General features: G+C 51.6%; 17 protein-coding genes and 1 riboswitch. Of the genes, 5 read left to right on the forward strand and 12 right to left on the reverse strand.

The features are described 5' to 3' along the window. Positions 1-24 precede the first annotated feature (24 nt). The 8 genes from N24_RS11370 to ctaC form a co-directional block, all read right to left on the reverse strand. Positions 25-1,044: a C40 family peptidase gene (locus N24_RS11370; protein WP_096457085.1), complete on the reverse strand. Its 1,020-nt coding sequence runs from the start codon at positions 1,042-1,044 to the stop codon at positions 25-27. Positions 1,045-1,187: 143 nt separating this feature from the next. Next, the gene (locus N24_RS11375; protein ID WP_096457088.1) at positions 1,188-1,820 is read right to left on the reverse strand and encodes a C40 family peptidase; all 633 of its coding nucleotides are present in this window, start codon (positions 1,818-1,820) and stop codon (positions 1,188-1,190) included. Between the two features lie 11 nt (positions 1,821-1,831). After that, a riboswitch (cyclic di-AMP (ydaO/yuaA leader) is annotated at positions 1,832-1,986 on the reverse strand. A gap of 755 nt (positions 1,987-2,741) precedes the next feature. Then, positions 2,742-4,361, reverse strand: coding sequence for a cytochrome bc1 complex cytochrome b subunit (gene qcrB / locus N24_RS11380; RefSeq protein ID WP_096457090.1), 1,620 nt, complete (start codon positions 4,359-4,361; stop codon positions 2,742-2,744). Continuing rightward, a complete protein-coding gene (gene qcrA / locus N24_RS11385) occupies positions 4,358-5,584 on the reverse strand; it encodes a cytochrome bc1 complex Rieske iron-sulfur subunit (protein ID WP_096457093.1) in 1,227 nt (408 codons plus the stop codon). Before qcrA ends, qcrB begins: the two co-directional genes overlap by 4 nt. Next, positions 5,581-6,471 carry a cytochrome bc1 complex diheme cytochrome c subunit gene (qcrC, locus tag N24_RS11390; RefSeq protein ID WP_197702398.1) on the reverse strand — a complete coding sequence of 297 codons (891 nt, stop codon included), beginning with the start codon at positions 6,469-6,471 and terminating at the stop codon, positions 5,581-5,583. The genes qcrA and qcrC overlap by 4 nt, the downstream gene beginning before the upstream one ends. Before the next feature lie 71 nt (positions 6,472-6,542). After that, entirely contained in the window at positions 6,543-7,160 is a 618-nt protein-coding gene (gene ctaE / locus N24_RS11395) for an aa3-type cytochrome oxidase subunit III (RefSeq protein WP_096460122.1), read from the reverse strand. A gap of 583 nt (positions 7,161-7,743) precedes the next feature. Beyond that, on the reverse strand, positions 7,744-8,175 hold the full coding sequence (gene ctaF / locus N24_RS11405) for an aa3-type cytochrome oxidase subunit IV (RefSeq protein ID WP_096457102.1): 432 nt from the start codon (positions 8,173-8,175) through the stop codon (positions 7,744-7,746). A gap of 18 nt (positions 8,176-8,193) precedes the next feature. After that, a complete protein-coding gene (ctaC, locus tag N24_RS11410; protein WP_096457106.1) occupies positions 8,194-9,273 on the reverse strand; it encodes an aa3-type cytochrome oxidase subunit II in 1,080 nt (359 codons plus the stop codon). 501 nt (positions 9,274-9,774) lie between these two features. Between ctaC and asnB the strand changes: the two genes are divergently transcribed. Beyond that, the gene (gene asnB / locus N24_RS11420; protein ID WP_096457112.1) at positions 9,775-11,697 is read left to right on the forward strand and encodes an asparagine synthase (glutamine-hydrolyzing); all 1,923 of its coding nucleotides are present in this window, start codon (positions 9,775-9,777) and stop codon (positions 11,695-11,697) included. Positions 11,698-12,249: 552 nt separating this feature from the next. On the opposite strand, the gene N24_RS11425 is transcribed toward asnB, so the two are convergent. Then, entirely contained in the window at positions 12,250-12,594 is a 345-nt protein-coding gene (locus N24_RS11425; RefSeq protein WP_096457115.1) for a HesB/IscA family protein, read from the reverse strand. 345 nt (positions 12,595-12,939) lie between these two features. Here N24_RS11425 and N24_RS11430 point away from each other — a divergent pair, with 345 nt between their 5' ends. Continuing rightward, entirely contained in the window at positions 12,940-13,665 is a 726-nt protein-coding gene (locus N24_RS11430; RefSeq protein WP_197702399.1) for a DUF3043 domain-containing protein, read from the forward strand. A 296-nt stretch (positions 13,666-13,961) separates the two neighbouring features. Then, positions 13,962-15,032 carry a nicotinate-nucleotide--dimethylbenzimidazole phosphoribosyltransferase gene (gene cobT / locus N24_RS11435; protein WP_096457120.1) on the forward strand — a complete coding sequence of 357 codons (1,071 nt, stop codon included), beginning with the start codon at positions 13,962-13,964 and terminating at the stop codon, positions 15,030-15,032. Between the two features lie 74 nt (positions 15,033-15,106). On the opposite strand, the gene N24_RS11440 is transcribed toward cobT, so the two are convergent. Together N24_RS11440 and N24_RS11445 are read right to left on the reverse strand one after the other, a co-directional pair. Continuing rightward, on the reverse strand, positions 15,107-15,868 hold the full coding sequence (locus N24_RS11440) for an SDR family NAD(P)-dependent oxidoreductase (RefSeq protein ID WP_096460125.1): 762 nt from the start codon (positions 15,866-15,868) through the stop codon (positions 15,107-15,109). A 138-nt stretch (positions 15,869-16,006) separates the two neighbouring features. Then, positions 16,007-17,110: a branched-chain amino acid aminotransferase gene (locus N24_RS11445; protein ID WP_096457123.1), complete on the reverse strand. Its 1,104-nt coding sequence runs from the start codon at positions 17,108-17,110 to the stop codon at positions 16,007-16,009. Between the two features lie 183 nt (positions 17,111-17,293). On the opposite strand from N24_RS11445, the gene N24_RS11450 reads away from it, so the two are divergent. Further along, complete coding sequence (locus tag N24_RS11450; RefSeq protein ID WP_096457128.1) at positions 17,294-18,835, forward strand: leucyl aminopeptidase; 1,542 nt, start codon at positions 17,294-17,296, stop codon at positions 18,833-18,835. A gap of 7 nt (positions 18,836-18,842) precedes the next feature. On the opposite strand, the gene N24_RS11455 is transcribed toward N24_RS11450, so the two are convergent. After that, on the reverse strand, positions 18,843-19,238 hold the full coding sequence (locus N24_RS11455) for an oxidoreductase (protein WP_096457130.1): 396 nt from the start codon (positions 19,236-19,238) through the stop codon (positions 18,843-18,845). 128 nt (positions 19,239-19,366) lie between these two features. Between N24_RS11455 and sucB the strand changes: the two genes are divergently transcribed. Continuing rightward, complete coding sequence (sucB, locus tag N24_RS11460; protein WP_096457133.1) at positions 19,367-21,397, forward strand: 2-oxoglutarate dehydrogenase, E2 component, dihydrolipoamide succinyltransferase; 2,031 nt, start codon at positions 19,367-19,369, stop codon at positions 21,395-21,397. The last annotated feature ends 28 nt before the right edge of the window (positions 21,398-21,425 follow it).

Genomic DNA, 21,425 nt, shown 5'->3' on the forward strand with positions numbered 1-21,425 from the left:
AAAAATTCTCCTGACAAGCGTGTTTTAGTACCGGCGGGCTCCATAAAAAGGTGCTGAATCAACAGATACCACCTGAACGGGAATTCCGTAGTCTGAAGCATGAACTATCTTACCGTCGCCGATATACAACCCCACGTGGGTTGCTCCCGGGTAATAACCAATGACATCACCCGGCTGTAGCTCATCACGACTAACTGGAGTTCCACCTGCCATCTGAGCTTGCGACGTGCGTGGCAAAGTCTTACCCATCTGCTGATAAGCCCAATAAATTAAGCCCGAGCAATCAAACTCATTGGGTCCGATAGCGCCCCAGCCATAGGGGCTACCCAACTTAGACAGAGCAGCTTCCACGGCCCCTGAAGTCTTAGAAGAAATGCCCAAAAGCTCCGTGAGATCAACCTCCAAGGGACCATTCTTGGCTGTCCACAGCTCCCGCTCCTCCGCCGTCAAGGCATCGACACGATCCCGAATTTCCGTTTTGCGGGCGTCTAATTGCTCCCTTTCAGCTTCCAGTTCAGCCTGCCGAACTTTTAGCTGACCCAATTGAAATTCTGCCTCCGCCTTGGTGCGGTTAGCTTGATACACCGCATCAGCAGACTTCTTGGTTTCTGCATTAAGGGATTCCACCACATCACTGGTGGACTTAGTCAATGTTGAAAGATAGCTCATTCGATCAATGACATTTTGCGGATCTTCCGCCGATACCGCAATACTTAGAGGATCTGTTACGGTGCCACGATATTTAGCTTGTGCAATGCGGTTGATCTCAGACCGATATGCTTCTACATTCTGCGAAGCGGTCTCAGCAGCAGCACGGAACTCTCCAGCGCGTTCCTGAACCTCCGCAATTGTTGCTTCCCGAGCTTCAATATCAATCTCAAGCTGCTTAACCGCTTCATTCTGCGCAGAGGTTTCCTGGGAAACAAGGTCAATATCTTTGATCAGCTGATCAACTTCCTCAGCGCCAGCAGAATGTGGAAAAACCAACAAGGATCCAACCAGCAGGCTTGATGCCATGATGCTGCCCCAACGGCGACCAAACATCTTCCAAATCCCCTATCAACCTCACTCAAACAACTTCACTACTGTAGCCCGATAACAAGTGCGTTACCCAGGAAGAAAGAAAGCAAGCCACTCTCTACTTCTTAGGTGAGAGTGGCTTGCTTGATATCTGAACTCTTTGCAGCTTAGAAACGAACTGCAGAGTGGAATGGCATGTAATCCAAGGAATGCTCAGACAGCGGAGTGCTGCTGTTGAGGGCGTGGATCACAGTTCCATGGCCAGAGTAGATTCCCACGTGGGTCGCGCCAGAGTAAAACGCAACGATATCGCCAGCCTGAAGGTCAGAGTAAGCAACTGGGGTACCCTGTGCAGCTTGTGCCTGAGAGGTACGTGGGATGGACTTTCCAACCTGGCTGTATGCCCAGGAGGTCAGGCCGGAGCAGTCGAAAGCGTTAGGGCCAGCAGCACCCCAACCGTATGGTGCACCAATCTTGGTACGAGCTGCATCTACAATTGCCTGACCCGCGCTTGCAGGGGCTGCCTGAGCTTCTGCTGCAGGAGCATCAATAACGGCGGCGTAAGCAGTTGGTGCGGCCTGGCTGCTGAGGGAAGGAATCCACTGATCGATTCCTGGGATGTTGTTCAGACCTGGGGTGGTCTCGATGCCAGCGACGTCGATGCTGAATCCAGTATTAGGAACAACAACTTCAGCAGCCTGTGCTGGGGTGGCAATAGCTGCGGTAGCTCCAAGCGCAACTGCTGATGCTGCTACTGCATTACGAGTTGCGTTTGAATTGTTGCGACGGTGCTTACCCACTGATGAAACTCCAAATCTTCCTGTTTGCTGACCGAGTTAGCTGTCGGGTTCGGAGCGGAAGGCTCCTATCCCCACTCCTTCTCTTTTTCAAAAGAACCCTCGTGGGAAACTCACCCCAGGAACACATTTGGTTCCCCGGCTCGCTACATTGTTCAGATGGATGGATCTAAACTATGCTTGCGATTAAGCGTCTATTTGTTTCTGTAATGCGGGATGATGTTTTCAATCCGTCCCGCAAGGTCTCAACTAGGTTACGAAATTGCAACAAGCCTTGTCTAGCCCGCCTACAACAATCGAGCGTTATTAAACTGTTATCGACGGTTGATTTGACCGAGATCAAAAAAGCGAACTCATGCCCCTACCCCTAAGGGTAAACCATTAAAGCCCTAAAAAGTGCCAATACGCTTGCGTTTCAGCAAGCTCACAGCGAATCAAACGATTTCTCTCGCAGCAAAAAACCGACCGCCCAAACGCGACAATCCCACTATGTGACATTATTCACAAGTGGCGTCTTATGCTCTGGGATTTGAACATATGACAACAAAACTCAGAGAACAAACCCTGCCATTTTTGAAACCGTGCACAAGTTGGAGTCACCGTTTGAGCAACGAGGCTAGGATGCTCGTATTTAAAGGGACCCACCTTCCAGTGTGTTGTCATCAACTAGCAACGCCACAAGGACTCCTGAAAGCCGCTTCGAGCCCCGATGAATAAGTATGCTCCCCCCTGCGCCTCCACGGCATCCGCCAGGCACTAGATAGACCTATTAGTGCTTCTAATTGGATGTTGGCTGAGATTTCAAATGACTACGTTAGATCTCATAGGGAACCAAATTCCGACAAGGAATTGGCATAGAAAAACTCCCTGTTGCTAAAACCAAAGGTTTTAGCAACAGGGAGTTTTTGTAAGGAATGCTAGAAACTAGTTCTTGCCTTCATTCCTGTCACGCTCGATGTTTGCCTCGTTGAGTGCGCGGAGAGTCTCTGCTTCCTCAAGGTGGTTAGCGTGCTCGATTTCCTTCGCCTTAGCCACAATATCTTCTGGGTCTGGGCCGAAGAATCCACCACGGGTTTCCACTGCGGAGTAACCAAGCTGGTTCATCTGCTTAGGAACAGCGGCGCCAGCGTATGGCAATGGAATTGGGTGTCCATGATCATCTACAGGGCCAAGCGGCTGGTGAACTTCAATGAATGCACCATTTGGCATCTGCTTGATAACACCGGTTTCAATACCGTGTTCAAGGACTTCGCGGTCAGAGCGCTGCAGGCCAATGCACAGGCGGTAGGTGATGAAGTATGCAATAGCTGGTCCAAGGATTAGGCCGATACGACCAATCCAGGTCATAGCATTCAGTGACACATGGAACTGCATTGCGTAAACATCGTTACCACCGGAAACGGTCAACAGGATGTAGAAGACCAGAGCCATAACACCGAGTGAGGTGCGAACTGGAACGTCACGTGGACGCTGCAGCAGGTTGTGGTGTGCATCGTCACCGGTGAACTTACGCTCAATAAATGGGTAGGTGACAAGCAGGACAACCAAGATACCCAGCATTACAGCAACCCAGAACACTGCTGGAATGGTGTAGTTGCCCAGGTAGAGCTCCCATGCAGGCATGACACGAGCAGCACCATCTGTCCACAGCATGTAGACGTCAGGCTGAGAACCAGCAGACACCTGTGAAGGGTTGTATGGGCCAAGGTTCCAAATTGCGTTAATGGTGGTAACGCCAGCAAGCAGTGCGAGGAATCCGAAGACGATCAGACCGAAAGCAACAGCCTTAACTGCGAACAGCGGCATGATTCGGATACCAATGACGTTGTTCTCAGTACGACCAGCGCCTGGGAATTGGGTGTGCTTCTGGTACCAAACGAGAGCGAGGTGAGCTGCGATCAGGCCGAGCAAAATTGCCGGGATGATCAACACGTGTGCAATGTAGAAACGGTCCAGCATCAAATCAGATGGGAAGTCTCCACCGAAGATCAGCCAGTGCATCCAGGTACCGATGATCGGCAGACCAACGATAATCGCGGACATGATTCGAAGACCGACACCAGAGAGCAGGTCGTCAGGCAGGGAGTAACCCATGAAGCCTTCAGCCATACCCAAGATGATCAGCACAACACCGATGATCCAGTTAGCTTCACGTGGGCGACGGAACGCACCGGTGAAGAAGATACGGAGCATGTGAACCAGCATGGACACGACGAACAGCAATGCAGCCCAGTGGTGCATCTGGCGGATGAATAGACCACCACGAACTTCGAAGGAAATATCCAACGCAGTTGCATACGCACGAGACATCTCCACACCATTAAGTGGGAGGTAGCCGCCGTCGTAAATGACCTTCGTGATTGAAGGGTCAAAGAACAGGGTCAGGTAGACACCGGTAAGAAGCAGGACGATAAAGCTGTAAAGAGCAATCTCGCCAAGCATGAAGGACCAGTGGGTCGGGAAGACCTTGTTGATCTGGCGGCGGATACCCGACGCCATGGTGTAACGGGAATCAAGATTGTTTCCCACGGTAGCTAGACTCATGACTTACGCTCCCAGAATGCAGGGCCAACTGGCTCAATGAAGTTACCAGCGGCGATGAGGTAACCCTCTTCATCAACTGTGATCGGCAGCTGTGGCAAAGCACGTGCAGCTGGTCCGAAGACTGGCTTGCCGTAGTGCAATGCGTCGAACTGCGACTGGTGACATGGGCACAGAATACGGTTTGTCTGAGCCTCGTACAAGGAGGTTGGGCAACCGATGTGCGTACAAATCTTGGAGTATGCGTAGTAGTCACCGTAGTGGAAGGACTCCTGGCCTTCGCGTTCGATGACCTTCTCAGCGTCAGAGGTGCGCAGGCGGATCAACATAACTGCGTTACGTGGACCGTGAACGGAGTGCATCTGGTGCTCGTAAACATCCTTTGCAGGATCGTACTCAGCACCGTCGTTAACCATTTCAGCTGGAAGTGGGAAAACGGTTTCCATGGAAGCAGCAGCCAAGTCTTCTGGGCGCATACGAACCAGGCGTGAAACGCCGGTGGTGGACCAGTGCTCACCAGTTGCATCGGTGTGAGACTCAGCAATAGCTGCGGTGTCGCGTCCAAGGTAAACCTTGACGTTGTTTTCAGTCAGGGTCCAACCAGAGGTCCACAGGGTGCCGTCACCTTGAACATCCATTGGGCCTTCTTTTGGCTTCCAAGGATTCTTGATCATGCCACCCATTGGGGCGATGATGGTCAGGCCAGCAAGCACTGCTCCACCGCCAGCAAGTCCCATGATCAGCTTACGACGACCAAGGGTCGAGGTCTGCCAGGAATCGTTGAGCAACGCAACGATCGTGCGGCGGTCAACTTCTTCAGAAGGACCATCGTGACGACGCTGAACCGCGATCTCTTCTGGAATGAACTTTTTAACATAAAGAACAACTGCGAAACCTAGGGACAGGATGCACAGACCAGAAGTAATACCCAGCATTGGGGTGTACAGGGTGTAGGCCAGAAGACCTTCGTCACCGTGTGCCTTGTACTCCCAAGGCCAGAAGATGTAGGTAGCCAAGAATCCAAGGCCACCAATGATGCCGAGCGTTAGCCAGAAAGCGACCAGGCGTGCTGCGCGCTTCTCAGCTGGGTCGTTAGGAATTGGGAAACGTTCCTTGCGGTATGCAATGGTAACGTCATCCAATTCAGTACCAAGACGTGCAAGATCCTCATTGCTCATCGCGTTGAGTTCTTGGGTGGTGTATTGCTTTTCGTTGTTGTTACTCATGAACGCGATCCAATCCACATAGCGGCGGCCACGAGGACCAAAATGCCGAATACCCACATGAACAGACCCTCAGCTACAGGGCCCAAGCTTCCGAGGGAGTAACCACCAGGTGATGGGGTCTCCTTGGTGGACTTAATGAATGCGATGATGTCCTTCTTCTCGTCTGCAGAAAGCTGACGATCAGAGAACTTAGGCATGTTCTGAGGACCGGTTAGCATAGCCTGGTAGATTTCCTGCTCATTTGCAGCGTCCAGGTTAGGTGCGTACTTACCGGATGAAAGCGCACCGCCACGGCCAGTGAAGTTGTGGCAGGATGCACAGTTCAGGCGGAACAGATCTCCGCCGCGAGCGACGTCGGCGGAGTTAATCTGTCCGTCGTAGTTTTCGCCACGGAGTTCTTCCATAGCTAGGGTGCCGTCCTCGTTGTACACGAGTCCTGGGCCACCACCGTTGGCTGCAACGTATGCAGCAATTGCAAGGGTCTGAGCCTCGGTGTAACGAGGTGCCTTGCGTTCAGCCTGAGCCTCGTTACGCAGCATAGGCATACGGCCGGAGTGTACCTGGAAGTACACAGCGCCTTCGCCAACGCCAACGAGGGAAGGACCGCGGTCCTGAACACCTTGGAGGTTTACGCCGTGGCAGGTGATGCAGGCGACATCGTAAAGGTCTTTACCCTCGGAGATAAGAGCCTGATCGTCGCGCTGCGCGGTAGCAACTTGAGCATCTGGAGTGATCGCGGTTGCGAGGATTCCTGCTCCGCTCAGTCCAATGGTCAAAGCCAATGCACCAGCAACGGTGCGCCGGACCTTGCGGCGATTCTTGACCTTCTTAGCAGAGGGTTTAGCCATGCCTGTTCCCTCTGGGGTCTGCGGGTTGGTTTCCATCATTTCCCTTTGAATCTCGACTGTGGAAGTGAAGGGCATCAGGAATCTCAACTTGGTTGAGGATTCCCTGCTGCCTACTGAATGAAGTAAATAGTGATGAAGAGGCCGATCCAGACCACGTCAACGAAGTGCCAGTAGTAGGACACCACCATTGCTGCGGTTGCCTGTGCTGGGGTGAACTTCGACTTCTGGATTCGAAGAAGAATCACGACGAAGCCGATAACACCCGCGATCACGTGCAGTGCGTGGAAACCGGTTGTAATAAAGAATGCCGATCCGTAAACACTGCTCTGGATTGTTAGTCCGTGATGCACGAGAGTGATGTACTCGTAGCCCTGGCCGATCACGAAGATTGATCCGAGGATAATCGTGACCAAGAACCACTTGCGGAGGCCGTAAACGTCACCCCTTTCAGCCGCAAAGACTCCGAACTGGCAAGTAACTGAGGATGAGACCAGAATGACTGTAATCAACAGTGCGTAAGGCACGTTGAGGTAGTCTGTCTGCTCTCCCCAAGATCCATTTGCCAATCCGTTCGCACGGGACACGAAGTACATCGCGAATAGTCCGGCGAAGAACATTAATTCCTGAGACAGGAACACAATGGTGCCGACACTGACCATATTCGGACGGTTCAGTGCCGCAACACGTTGTGGTGCTGCCATACCTGTATTTCCAACTGCGCTCGTCACGTTATCTAGTATGGCTGTTTGGTTGGCCAAAGTCACTTCAAGCCCCCCGTTTCAATTGAAAGTTTGAACTCGTCTTTTAGTGGCAATTCCGCACCCATTGGCGAACTTTATTTTTGACTTGTCAGGAACTTTTCGTAGACCATTTACGACCGTTACATAATTGCAGGTTAAAGGGTTCACAGGGAGCTCCAATATCTCAAGCGCGATCCCGATGCCTCCTGAACGCTTTATTGAAGTACACTCTTTTCCTTTTTCGCAGGACTTTGCTTGAGAGACACGTCACAGGGTTTTATACCCCTACGAGACCCCACATACAACTTTCGGTTGAACCCGATCAAAAGGCGTTTTTGCAGCTTAATGCGATTGACCTCGCCACAATCCCCCACGTTTTCATTTTTGGAAACTTTTCTTTACACCATGGGAACTTTTTCCATTTCCAGGGTTTTTGAATTTCTAAAGCTGAAAACCCATTTGGATACTAGGGTTTCGTCACGGTGATCAAACTATAAAGAAAGCTGTGAAGACAGCAAAACGCTCAGGCATGTCGAGTAACCGACAAACCTGAGCGTTTCCACTTTTAGTACTAGTGCTTTTCCTTAGGCACTCCGTACTGAAGGTTAAGCTTGGTGGCTGTGAAAATCAGTAGGAGGAGTCCCACTGCAATCATCCAGTAGTGGAAGTACACCAAACCGAACGCGAGGAATCCTACAGCACCAGACATAGCCGCTGGCCAAATGGAGCTTGGGCTGAAGAAACCAAGGGTTCCAGCCTTATCGGCTACCTCTGCCTCTTCCCAATCCTCTGGAAGAACGTCTACGCGCACTTCAGTGAAGTGTAGGTACACTCCGAGCATCAAGGTCAGACCAGCTGAGAGCACCAGTGCAACAGAGCCGACCCATTCAACACCCTGCACGCTACCGGCATCGTTAACGTGCATCGTTGCGAAGATGTAGATTACGGCCATGCCGACCATGAATACGGTCAGGCCGTACATCAGTTTTGCTGAAGACTTCATTTGTTATTGCACCCCTTCTTATACGTTGCTCTGTGTGTTTTCGCCGTCGCGGGTTGCGTCGCGCTGAGAAACGAATGGGCTGGTGGAAGTAGCGTAAGGTGCTTCGCCAATGTGCTCAAGTGCTTGAGCGTTGGTTGCCTCTGGGTTGGAGTCGCGGAAGCTGATGTACTCAGCAAAGGAATCGCGGTCAACAACGCGGAGTTCGAAGTTCATCATTGCGTGGTAGGTACCGCACATTTCTGCACAGCGACCAACGAATGCGCCTTCCTCGGTGATCTCTTCGATCTGGAATACTCGCTGAGACTTGTTCGCCTCAGGGTGAGCATAAGCATCGCGCTTGAAGAGGAACTCTGGAACCCAGAAGGAGTGTGCAACGTCAGCAGATGCGAGGTTGAACTCGATTGGAGTATTCGAAGGGAGAACCAAGACTGGGATCTCGTCAGTGGTACCTAGGGTTTCAATCTGGTTGAAGTGTAGGTAAGAGATATCAGACTTGGAGTTACCGTGAATTGGGTTATCTCCAGCAGGGTCCTTCTTGGAAGCCTCGGCCGCTGCCTGACGCTCCTCGTCAACTCCCTGGTACTCGCTACCGCCCGGTGCTAGTGCACTGTCGATCTCGGAGTAACCGAACTTCCAGTTCCACTGGTACGCGGTGACGTCCACAGTGACCTCTGGGCTCTTATCCAACGCGGTGACCTTGTCCTGGGTCTGCACGGTGAAGAAGAACAGCACCATGACGATGATGATCGGAACGATCGTCAGGACGAGTTCTAGCGGAACGTTGTACTGAAGCTGCTTAGGGAATTCTCCCTCGCCGCGCTTTTCAGCCTTCTTGGCGTTCCAAGAGAAGATTGCAGTGAGGAAAAGACCCCACATGATAATTCCGATGATCCAGGCAGCAACCCAGACCCATGACCAGAAGTTACCCATGGCCACTGCTTCAGGGGTAATGCCATCAGGCCAACCCATACGTAGGAAATCTCCAAGCACACCGCCAGGAGGGGCGACTTCACAGCCTGCCATGGCGAGGCCACCTAAGCCCAAGACACCGCCAAGCAGGGCCTTGCGCTTTAAACCACGCTTATTTTGCTGTTCCACGTGTGTTCTGCCTTCCTGTCCACACAAAAACCAGAGACCTTACGGTCATTTCTATCTTCGCAGAATAGCCTATTTGCCAGCCGATTCCATATCTTGCGTTTGGTGGAAATATCTTCATGGATTTTATTTAAAGAGGCGTCAAATGTCTTTTAACTGCAACAATATGTCCGAACCCTCTGGTGGAATACCTAAAGTGTAGGCATTATATGTATGCCACGTCACAGACCATCAACCTTTTGATTGCCCTTGAAAAACCCCCACCCCTACCCCCTACGGGGCTGCAAGGTGCATGTATTGCGAAATCAATAATGTTTTAAGAATTCTTTGCGGTTTCTTCCAGAGTCGGGGGACGCGTGTCCGATTCGATTCCTTCAAAGAATTTTGGCGTGCCCTTTTCACCTCCGATGTAACTTCGCCGTATCGTTACTAGGGATTCAACAAATGCGGTGCCACGATCTTGTCGTTCGCTTGGCACCTTTATTTCAGGAGGATTTTTCATTCATGTGCGGCCTTCTTGGCATATTGACTGCAAACGGGAACGCTGAAGCATTCGTTCCTGCTCTCGAGCGGGCCTTGCCATGCATGCGCCACCGTGGCCCTGATGACGCCGGCACATGGCACGATGCCGATGCTGCTTTTGGCTTCAACCGTCTCTCCATCATCGATATCGCCCATTCACATCAGCCACTTCGCTGGGGTCCTGCTAATGAACCAGACCGTTACGCCATGACCTTTAACGGTGAGATCTACAACTATGTGGAGCTTCGCAAAGAGCTTGCTGATTTGGGCTACACCTTTAACACTTCTGGCGATGGTGAACCTATTGTCGTTGGATTCCACCACTGGGGTGAATCTGTCGTTGAACATTTGCGAGGCATGTTCGGTATTGCCATTTGGGATACCAAGGAAAAGTCACTGTTTTTAGCTCGTGACCAGTTCGGTATCAAGCCTTTGTTCTATGCCACCACTGAGCACGGAACTGTGTTTTCCTCCGAGAAAAAGACCATTTTAGAAATGGCTACGGAGATGAATCTAGACCTGAAGCTTGATAAACGCACTATTGAGCACTACGTTGACCTCCAGTATGTCCCTGAGCCAGAGACCCTTCATGCTCAGATTTCACGGCTTGAGTCTGGTTGCACCGCAACTGTTCGCCCCGGAGGAAAGCTGGAACAAAAGCGCTACTTCAAGCCACAGTTCCCTGTGCAGAAGGTAGTAAAAGGTCAAGAACAGGACCTTTTCGATCGCATTGCCAAAGTGTTGGAGGATAGCGTCGAAAAGCATATGCGCGCCGACGTGACCGTGGGCTCGTTCCTTTCCGGCGGCATTGACTCAACCGCTATTGCTGCGCTTGCAAAGCGCCACAACCCTAACCTGCTCACCTTTACCACCGGCTTTGAGCGCGAAGGCTACTCCGAGGTCGATGTGGCTGCAGAATCAGCAGAGGCGATTGGTGCAGAGCACATCGTGAAGATCGTATCTCCTGAGGAGTACGCCGATGCGATTCCAAAGATCATGTGGTACCTGGATGATCCAGTGGCAGACCCCTCGTTGGTTCCCTTGTACTTTGTTGCTGCAGAAGCCCGCAAACACGTCAAGGTAGTGTTGTCTGGTGAAGGCGCAGATGAGCTTTTCGGTGGATACACCATCTACAAGGAACCACTGTCGCTTGCACCGTTTGAAAAAATCCCTACTCCCCTACGCAAAGGGCTAGGCCGCCTCAGCAAGGTTCTTCCAGATGGAATGAAGGGCAAATCACTCCTCGAACGTGGCTCCATGACCATGGAAGAGCGCTATTACGGCAATGCGCGTTCCTTCAACTTCGAGCAAATGCAACGCGTAATTCCTTGGGCGAAACGCGAATGGGACCACCGCGAAGTAACAGCCCCAATTTACGCTCAGTCTCGTAACTTCGATCCAGTTGCTCGCATGCAGCACCTAGATCTATTTACCTGGATGCGTGGCGATATCTTAGTCAAGGCCGACAAAATCAACATGGCAAACTCCCTTGAGCTGCGCGTTCCCTTCCTAGACAAGGAAGTTTTCAAGGTTGCAGAGACAATTCCTTATGATCTGAAAATCGCAAACGGCACCACAAAGTACGCACTGCGCAAGGCACTTGAGCAGATCGTCCCGCCCCATGTCCTCCACCGCAAAAAACTCGGTTTCCCCGTCCCAATGCGCCACTGGCTTGCAGGCGATGAACTGTTTGGTTGGGCACAAGACACCATCAAGGAGTCTGGAACCGACGAGATCTTCAACAAACAGGCTGTACTGGACATGCTGAAGGAACACCGCGATGGTGTTTCCGATCATTCCCGTCGCCTGTGGACAGTTCTGTCCTTCATGGTGTGGCATGGCATTTTTGTGGAAAACCGCATTGATCCACAGATTGAAGATCGCTCTTACCCAGTCGAGCTTTAACCGCACTTGTGAAAAATCCCCTTGCATGCCCGTATCGAATACGGTCGAATGCAGGGGGATTTTGGCATTCTTTGTCGGTTTGCAGAATGGATACTTTCTCCACTCAGGAGGTAGGCGCTTACTCTATACCGATCGTGTGGTCTCCTTTTGAGCACCGGACTTTTAAAGGCCAAACATACATGACAAGATTTCGAGTTTTCGGGAATCCTTGTCACACCAGTCTGGTTTGGGAAGAGGTAAAGCAAACATTCGTGCCAATAATTTGTGTTTTTCAGAATTCTTGGCACGTGTGTTTGGTCGCATCATAAATTGGCTAAAACCTAACTCAGTGGCGTGAAAAAAGAACCCTCACAGAATCGTTTCTAACGACCTTTTGGGCTCCAGGTAATACAAATTACTCATTCTTGAAATCCAGTCGCTTAAACAGCCCACAAACGACGGCAACCAAAATCCACAATGCACTAACCCCACAATGCACAAAAGGCCCACCCCGAAGACATTTTCCTCGGGATGAGCCTTGTCCAGATTAAGCCAGATTATGACTGTGTGGATTTAGTTGAAGGAGTCACCACATGCGCAGGAGCTGCCAGCATTTGGGTTGTCGATGGTAAAGCCCTGCTGCTCAATGGTGTCAGCGAAGTCAATCTGAGCGCCAAGCAGGTATGGGGTGCTCATCTTGTCCACAACAAGGCGAACGCCACCGACGACATCTACCTTGTCGCCGTCCAGGGTGCGGTCATCGAAGTAAAGCTGGTAGCGCAGACCAGAGCAGCCACCTGGCTGAACAGCAATTCGCAGTGAGAGGTCATCGCGACCTTCCTGGTCAATGAGAGCCTTAGCCTTGGACGCTGCGGACTCGGTCAAGATAACGCCAGTATTGGTTGATGGAGCGGTCATCGCTTTAGTCTCCTTAACTTTTGGCCAATCCTGCACTTGTGAAAAGTTGAATTGACCTAGACTTCTTAAACATCGTTTGTGGCTTGCAGTGTACTCCCCTTTTTACACACACCCAGCAAGCAAAGCTGAATTAGCTGAAAGGAAAGCACATTGGATGTTTCCCAGCCTACTCACTGTACTTAGATCAGTAAACCCGGAAATACCCGTATTTAATTATTGGTTTTACCTGGTTGGTTCAAAAACATTCACTTTTAAACCTTGCAGATGGTCGTTCTGTTTCGTTTCAACCACATAGACCACACCCCTATTCCCGATTTCAGTAGTTTTCCTTGTAGCCTATTGGGTGTGAAACTTCCTTGGGATAAAAATAAGAATACCGAAGGGGCTGACGCTGCAGGCCAAGACGCCAGCTCCACCCCTGAACCAACAACCGCTGAGGCCGAATCCGCTGCGCAGAAATTGCCAAAGGGATACACAGCACCGAAGGGCCGTCCCACCCCAAAGCGTCGTGAGGTTGAGCTAGAACGTGGTGTCGTTGGCGGGCAGTCTTTGGCTCCTTCCGACACTTATTCTCAGCAGCGCCAAAAACGCAAAGAACTCAAGGCTTCTATGTCTAAGGAAGAATTCAAGGCATACAAGCAAAAGGAACGCGATGCCCGCATCAAGCGCCAGCGTGAAACTCAAGCTGCAATGGATCGCGGCGAGGAAGCCTACTTGATGGATCGCGATAAGGGCGAGGTGCGTCGCTTTGCTCGCGACTGGGTAGATTCCCGCAGGTTCTTGTCCAACTTCGTTATGCCAGTGGCCATTGCGTTGCTTGTGGTGATGTTGATCGGTAACTTCAATCCGCAGTTCGCCGCGACTTCTTCCATGGTCGCTATGGTTTTGATGCTGGGCTTCCTCGTTGAGGGCATCACAACGGGTCGCCGCGTTAACAAAGCTGCTCGCGCCAAGTTCCCGGGTACCACTGAGACTGGTTTTGGTCTGGGCTACTACGCCTATTCGCGTTCCGTACAGCCACGCAAATGGCGTACCCCTCGTGCGCGTGTAGAAATCGGCGCTGACGTGTAAACCCTCCACGCTTTAGTTCTTGACGGGTCCAGGTCTGATAAATCTGTTTATGCAGAGTTATTTATCGGATCGGGTCCCGTTTTCTTTTCAGGAACGGTCTGGCCTCGCGTTTAGGGGAAGTAAACAAAAGGGGTTCGTCGATAAGCAAAGCGCGCCTAGGGCGCAAGCTTTAATTGCTTTTCGACGCTCCCCTCCCCCAAAATGCGCGCCTTTCCCCGAGGGTTGCGTTCCTCTGGTTCCGTCTGCCACTAGAGTTGAAATCGTTTTAAAGTAACAGTCGGTTGAAGGAGTTGTTAATGGTTCCAGCAGAGCTTTTTGCGCGAGTGGAATTTCCAGATCATAAAGTCCTGGCCCAGGCGAAGGATTTTCATGACTCCCTCACCAAGCCACCTGGATCTTTGGGCAAGTTGGAAGAAATTGGGTGTTTCATCGCAGCGTGCCAAGGACACATCCCACCTCGACCACTCAACAACTCCAAAATCGTTGTATTCGCAGGTGACCACGGTATTGCCGCCAAAGGTGTATCCGCTTACCCTTCTACCGTCTCTGTGCAGCTGGCGAACAATATTTCCCACGGCGGAGCAGCAATCAACGTTCTAGCACGTGCTGCTGGGGCTTCCGTCCGCATGGTAGATACATCTTTAGATCATGAGGCTTGGGGTGATGAACGGGTCTCGCGGTCTTCTGGATCAATCGACGTAGAAGATGCCATGACCCAGGAACAAGTTGAACGGGCCCTAGAAATTGGCAAACGCATTGCTGATCAAGAAGTAGATGCCGGCGCCGACATCTTAATCCCAGGCGATTTAGGCATCGGCAACACCACTGTCGCTGCCGCACTCGTGGGCACATTCACATTGGCGGAACCAGTCGTTGTTGTCGGCCGTGGATCTGGAATCGATGACGAAACCTGGAAGACAAAAGTGTCAGCCATCCGTGACGCAATGTTCCGCGTTCGGGATCTTCGCCAAGACCCCATTGAGATAGCCCGAAAAATCTCCTCGCCAGATTTAGCTGCCATGGCTGGTTTCATTGCACAAGCAGCTGTGCGGCGCACCCCTGTGCTTCTCGACGGCGTCACCGTCACAGCTGCAGCTTTGTTAGCAAACAAACTAGCCCCAGGTGCCAGGCGTTGGTTTATTGCAGGACATCGCTCTACCGAACCAGCCCACTCGATTGCTTTAGATGCCCTCGCTTTAGACCCGATCTTAGAGTTCAGTATGTCGCTTGGTGAAGGCTCTGGTGCCGCCGCAGCATTGCCCTTGGTCAAAGTTGCAGTTGAATTGATGAACGATGTTTCTACCAGGTCGGATGCAGGAGTTGATGGTCCCCTATCTGCTGCGGTAGAGGAAGCAGCGGCGGAATAGCCGGGTACCTTTTCACCTAGTAATGCCAGTGATTCCGGCTATTCGGTTATTCCGATTACTCAGCCGCTATCAACCTAAACCTGATCCCGTGGTGTGATTCGCATGCGGTCGATGTTCATGTGCTTTGGCAGGCTGGCTACCCAGCGCACGGATTCAGCGATATCTTCTGCAGTCAGGTTCAGCACGTCATCGTAGACTGCTTCTGCACGCTTCTTATCTCCACCAAAACGAACGAGCGAGAATTCCTCAGTGGCAACGCGACCGGGGTCGATTTCAGACACACGGAGGGTCTGTTGGTGGGTTTCTAGGCGCAGAACGCGGTTGAATGCTGCGACACCAAACTTGGCTGCGTTGTATCCAGCGCCACCGACATAAGGATTTTCACCTGCGATCGAGCCGATGTTGATCACATGACCGTCGCGTGCGATAAGGCCGTCCATTAGCGCCTTGGTTACCCGCAAAGTACCCAGCACGTTGGTTTCATACATCCAGGTCCAATCATCAATATTGGCATCCTTAATGCTGTCTAGTCCCTTTGCACCTCCGGCGTTGTTAACCAAAAGGTCTACTTCTCCGACGGTAGCTGCCAGGGCATCGACTGATTCCTGGTCGGTTACATCCAACGCAACTGCGGTGCCTCCGATCTCTTGGGCTAATGCTTGTAGACGCTCTAAACGACGTGCTGCAACGATAACTTTCCAACCATCCGCTGCTAATGCGCGGGCTGAAGCTGCTCCGATTCCACTTGATCCACCAGTTACAACTGCAACTTTTTGCCCGTTTTCAGCCACTGAATTCTCCTTTAAACAGATGTGATTTGATGCACGAACCAGCATGCCACTAGCTATGGACATCCCCCACCCCTGAAGCCACCCCCGACCGACAAACCAGCAGCAAGCGCAATAAAAACCCATAAGAAAACCCCGTTGCAATCACCCAAAAGTGAGCGCAACGGGGTTTACTAATCAGTTCTATTAACCAACTAGTGGGTGAAGCCATCCGTTTTGGTCTTCAACGTTTCCTTGTTGAATTCCAGTGAGGGTCTCACGAAGCTTCATCGTGATCTCACCAACTTCGTTGTTGTTTACTTCGAAGCTGCCGTGTGCAGACTTCACGGTGCCAACTGGAGTAATTACGGCTGCGGTACCGCACGCAAATGCTTCAGCCATCGCTCCAGACTTTGCGTCCTCTTCCCACTCAGTTGTGGTGATCCTGCGCTCTTCAACCTCATAGCCTAAATCTTTGGCTACTTGAAGCAAGGATTTACGGGTAACACCTGGTAGCAAAGAGCCGGAAAGTTCAGGGGTAACTAGTTTGACCTGATCGCCATTGCGGTAGATGAATCCGAGGTTCATTCCACCCATTTCTTCGATGTACTTGTGCTCGATTGCATCAAGCCACACAACCTGATCGCATCCCTTTTCAGCTGCCTGAGCTTGGGCAAGCAAAGAAGCAGCGTAGTTACCAGCGAACTTCGCGGCACCAGTTCCTCCAGGAGCAGCACGAACGTAGTCTTCGCTGAGCCACACCGATACGGGCTTGATTCCACCAGTAAAGTACGCTCCTACTGGCGATGCAATAACAAGGAATTTGTATGCATCCGCTGGGCTAACACCCAGACCAACTTCAGTAGAGATCATAAATGGGCGCAGATACAAAGAAGCTTCACCACCGTATTCAGGGACCCAATCTTGATCCACGTCTACCAGCAGTTCTATAGCTTTAATGAAATCTTCGGTCGGTAATTCAGGCATTGCCATTCGAGCTGCAGAACGCTGCATACGCTCGGCGTTTTCATCAGGACGGAATGTCTTGATGGAGCCATCCGCATGGCGGTAGGCCTTGATTCCCTCAAAAATTGCCTGTCCGTAGTGCAACACGGTCGTGGCAGGATCCATAGGAATCGGAGCATATGGCACTAATTGGGCGTTGTGCCAACCTTCCGCCTCAGTCCAGTCGATGGTCACCATGTGGTCGGTGAAGAACTTACCGAACTTCGGTGCGGCAAGAATTTCTTTCAGACGATCAGGTGACGTCGGATTTTCGGTATGGGTTACTGTGAACTCTAATGACGTCATGGATTTCAAGGTACACCTGCTAGATGACAGATACAGTAGTCAGCCCCATTTTATTGAGACAAAGCAACATTTTTGTCTCACCTTTTTGGGAAATGGCTAGGCTTGGTAGAAGTTAGTTTCTATTTTTGCGACCTCCGCCCATCAATGCGGTGGCGCACCTTTAACGAAAGGATCCAGCTTTCAATGGCAAAAAATGCTTACAGCACAACAGCCCCCACCAAAGTTTCCAAGGATGCAACACTTCCAGTTCGTGGATCCGTGGCTGAGCTCAAGCTTGATAAGAAGCTTCCAAAAAAGATTGATGCCATTATCGTTCCGATTTTTGAAGGCGAAGATGCCATTGAGCTTGCAGGTGGCGAGATTCTTGATTTCATTTTCAGCACCGAGCAGCAAGCAGACATCCTGACTCAGTTGGAGGCTGTCGGCGCGAAGGCAAAGGCCAATACCGTAACCAGGATTCCAGGAACCGGCGCCGCACCGGTCATTGCGGTTGGCTTGGGTAAGGCCGATTTGCTTGACGACGAAACCCTCCGGCGAGCTACCGGCACTGCCGCCCGCTCCCTCAACGGTTTTAAAAACATTGCTACCACCATCGGCGATTTGGGACTTGCTGCAGCCGTTACTGGCTTTGGTCTTGGTTCCTATTCCTTTGAAGGTCTGCGCAAAGAAAACGAAGACAAAGAAGACAAAGCCACCACAATTACGTTTATCAGCACCAGCAAAGACGATAAAGATACCTTCGTCGAAGCTCAGATCATCGTAGAGTCAGTTCTTCTTGCTCGAGATTTCGTCAACACTCCTTCATCACACCTCTACCCTGAGTCATACTCCGTGATGGCTGCCAACGAGGCATCTAAGCACGGTTTGAAGACCACCATCTTGGATGAAAAGCAGCTAGAAGATGAAGGATTCGGCGGCATTCTTGCCGTAGGAAATGGTTCTTCCCGTAAACCTCGGCTGCTGCGCATTGATTGGGCCCCTCGCAAAGCTAAAAAGTCCATTGCACTCGTAGGCAAGGGAATCACCTTTGATACTGGTGGAATTTCTATCAAGCCGGGTGCAAGCATGGAAAACATGATTTCCGATATGGGCGGTTCAGCATCCGTGTTGGCCACAATCATCGCAGCGGCTCGTTTAAACCTTCCCATCAATGTCTCGGCATTCTTGCCAATGGCGGAGAATATGCCGTCTGGTGATGCTTTCCGTCCGGGTGACGTCATCACTCACTACGGCGGAATCACGTCCGAAATCTTAAACACCGATGCCGAGGGCCGACTCATCCTTGCCGATGCTATCGCTTATGCATCTGAAAATAACCCCGATTACCTTATCGACGCAGCTACCCTCACTGGTGCTCAATTAGTCGCCTTAGGCTTGCGTACCTCTGGAGTGATGGGCACTGATGAGTTCCGTGATGCTGTCGCGAAGACTGGTCGTGAAGTAGGTGAGCAAGCTTGGGCTATGCCACTTCCCGAAGAGCTCGATGAACAAGTCAAGTCTCCTGTCGCTGACCTGCGCAATGTCACCAATTCCCGTTTTGCTGGCATGTCAGCTGCAGGTCGCTACCTGCAGGAATTTGTCGGTGAAAACATTGAATGGGCCCACGTGGATATCGCCGGCCCAGCGTTCAATACTGCTGGTGAATTCGGGTACACCCCCAAGCGCGCTACCGGACAGCCAGTGCGCACGTTCATTCAGGTTGTGAAAGACCTTTCTGAAAGCTAACTTCTAGCTAAAGATCAGGATTCTCGCCGCGTTCAAACTTTGCGCGGCGAGCTTTTTGTTCTTCACGTTTTCTCAATATGCGTTCATATTCAATGCGTTCTCGCATTCTTTGGGGGTAACCGGTTTCTTCGACATCGTAAACCGGGACGCCTAGCTTTTTGGCAATTACGTCAATGCCTTTAGGACCGCCAATCCTTCGGCGGACGAAAACTCCATGAGCGTCGACCAAAACTACTGACATTTCATTGACCAGCGTTTCTGGTTCAACAAACGCCTCTACGAATGGCTTTTCGCGTGCCCATTGCATCAAAAATTCTAAGTCGTGCGGGCGCACAGTATCTCCCGGACCACGTGGTGGGCGCAGGTTTGAGCGAGGAGTTTTACGACCAAATAAATTGAACACAAGCCCATTGTAGGGGGCAACTGTTTAGCTTGATATGACCCGAACACCACACATCACAAACTGAATCGGTATCCTTTGGGGTATTAGTTTCCGTTTTAACGACACGACTTGCGAGGAGTCTTAAAATAATGGCGTTCTCCGTAGAGATGCCCGAGCTGGGCGAATCAGTAACCGAAGGCACGATCACCCAGTGGTTGAAGTCTGTTGGTGACACCGTTGAGGTTGATGAGCCGTTGCTCGAGGTCTCAACTGACAAGGTCGACACTGAGATTCCTTCTCCTGTCGCTGGTGTCATTCTAGAAATCAAAGCCGAAGAAGATGACACCGTTGACGTCGGTGGTGTCATTGCAATTATCGGCGATGCTGATGAATCTCCTTCCAGCGATACCCCTGCTAAGGAAGAGGCTCCTGCAGAAGAAGCACCTGCCAAGGAAGAGCCAAAGAAGGAAGCAGCTCCAGCATCAAGCGGAGCAGCAACCGATGTAGAAATGCCAGAACTCGGTGAGTCCGTCACCGAAGGCACCATTACCCAGTGGCTCAAGGCAGTCGGCGACACCGTTGAGGTTGACGAACCACTTCTTGAGGTTTCCACCGACAAGGTCGACACCGAAATCCCATCCCCTGTAGCAGGCACCATCGTGGAGATCCTCGCAGACGAAGACGACACCGTCGACGTCGGCGCAGTCATCGCGCGCATCGGTGATGCTAACGCAGCCCCAGAAGCAGAAGAAGCACCTGCTAAGGAAGAGGCTCCTGCAGAAGAAGCACCTGCCAAGGAAGAGCCAAAGAAGGAAGCAGCTCCAGCATCAAGCGGAGCAGCAACCGATGTAGAAATGCCAGAACTCGGTGAGTCCGTCACCGAAGGCACCATTACCCAGTGGCTCAAGGCAGTCGGCGACACCGTTGAGGTTGACGAACCACTTCTTGAGGTTTCCACCGACAAGGTCGACACCGAAATCCCATCCCCTGTAGCAGGCACCATCGTGGAGATCCTCGCAGACGAAGACGACACCGTCGACGTCGGCGCAGTCATCGCGCGCATCGGTGATGCTAACGCAGCCCCAGAAGCAGAAGAAGCACCTGCTAAGGAAGAGGCTCCTGCACAAGAAGCACCTGCAAAGCAGGAAGCTCCAGCAGCTGAACCTGCCAAGGAAGAGCCAAAGAAGGAAGCAGCTCCAGCGAAGGCGGAGCCAAAGAAGGAGCCAGCTCCAGCAGCTGCATCCGCTTCGGGCGATAACGTTCCTTACGTAACCCCACTGGTTCGTAAGCTCGCAGAAAAGCACGGCGTTGATTTGAACACCGTTTCAGGCACCGGCATCGGCGGACGTATCCGCAAGCAAGATGTGTTGGCTGCAGCTAACGGTGAGACCGCACCAGCTCAGTCTGCTGCACCTGTTTCTGCTGCATCCACCAAGTCTGTTGATCCAGAAAAGGCCAAGCTGCGCGGCACCACTCAGAAGGTCAACCGTATTCGTGAGATCACCGCGAAGAAGACTGTTGAAGCTCTGCAGATTTCTGCTCAACTCACCCAGCTGCACGAGGTTGATATGACCCGTGTCGCGGAGCTGCGTAAGAAGAACAAGCCTGCGTTCATCGAAAAGCACGGCGTGAACCTGACCTACCTGCCATTCTTCGTCAAGGCAGTTGTTGAGGCTTTGGTTTCTCATCCAAACGTCAATGCGTCTTACAACGCTAAGACAAAGGAGATGACCTACCACTCCTCCGTCAACGTCTCCATTGCTGTGGACACCCCAGCTGGCCTGTTGACTCCTGTCATCCACGACGCTCAGGATCTTTCCCTACCTGAGATCGCGAAGGCGATTGTCGACCTGGCTGATCGTTCACGCAACAACAAGCTGAAGCCAAGCGATCTGTCTGGTGGCACTTTCACCATTACCAACATTGGTTCTGAAGGTGCGCTATCTGATACCCCAATTTTGGTTCCACCACAGGCTGGAATCTTGGGCACCGGCGCTATTGTTAAGCGTCCAGTTGTTATCACTGAGGATGGCATTGATTCCATTGCAATCCGTCAGATGGTCTTCTTGCCACTGACCTACGACCACCAGGTTGTAGACGGCGCTGATGCTGGTCGCTTCTTGACCACCATCAAGGATCGTCTTGAGACCGCTAACTTTGAAGGCGACCTAGAGCTCTAGGATTGTTTTAAAGATTAGATAATCAAAA

It is taken from the genome of Corynebacterium suranareeae, from assembly GCF_002355155.1.
Taxonomy (GTDB): Bacteria; Actinomycetota; Actinomycetes; order Mycobacteriales; family Mycobacteriaceae; genus Corynebacterium; species Corynebacterium suranareeae.

Excerpts from the sequence above, each read along its gene's own strand:
- N24_RS11370 (WP_096457085.1), bottom strand. The coding sequence starts at position 1,044 with ATGTTTGGTCGCCGTTGGGGCAGCATCATGGCATCAAGCCTGCTGGTT.
- qcrB (WP_096457090.1), bottom strand. The coding sequence starts at position 4,361 with ATGAGTCTAGCTACCGTGGGAAACAATCTTGATTCCCGTTACACCATG.
- qcrA (WP_096457093.1), bottom strand. The coding sequence starts at position 5,584 with ATGAGTAACAACAACGAAAAGCAATACACCACCCAAGAACTCAACGCG.
- qcrC (WP_197702398.1), bottom strand. The coding sequence starts at position 6,471 with ATGATGGAAACCAACCCGCAGACCCCAGAGGGAACAGGCATGGCTAAA.
- ctaF (WP_096457102.1), bottom strand. The coding sequence starts at position 8,175 with ATGAAGTCTTCAGCAAAACTGATGTACGGCCTGACCGTATTCATGGTC.
- asnB (WP_096457112.1), top strand. The coding sequence starts at position 9,775 with ATGTGCGGCCTTCTTGGCATATTGACTGCAAACGGGAACGCTGAAGCA.
- N24_RS11425 (WP_096457115.1), bottom strand. The coding sequence starts at position 12,594 with ATGACCGCTCCATCAACCAATACTGGCGTTATCTTGACCGAGTCCGCA.
- cobT (WP_096457120.1), top strand. The coding sequence starts at position 13,962 with ATGGTTCCAGCAGAGCTTTTTGCGCGAGTGGAATTTCCAGATCATAAA.
- N24_RS11440 (WP_096460125.1), bottom strand. The coding sequence starts at position 15,868 with ATGCTGGTTCGTGCATCAAATCACATCTGTTTAAAGGAGAATTCAGTG.
- N24_RS11445 (WP_096457123.1), bottom strand. The coding sequence starts at position 17,110 with ATGACGTCATTAGAGTTCACAGTAACCCATACCGAAAATCCGACGTCA.
- N24_RS11450 (WP_096457128.1), top strand. The coding sequence starts at position 17,294 with ATGGCAAAAAATGCTTACAGCACAACAGCCCCCACCAAAGTTTCCAAG.
- sucB (WP_096457133.1), top strand. The coding sequence starts at position 19,367 with ATGGCGTTCTCCGTAGAGATGCCCGAGCTGGGCGAATCAGTAACCGAA.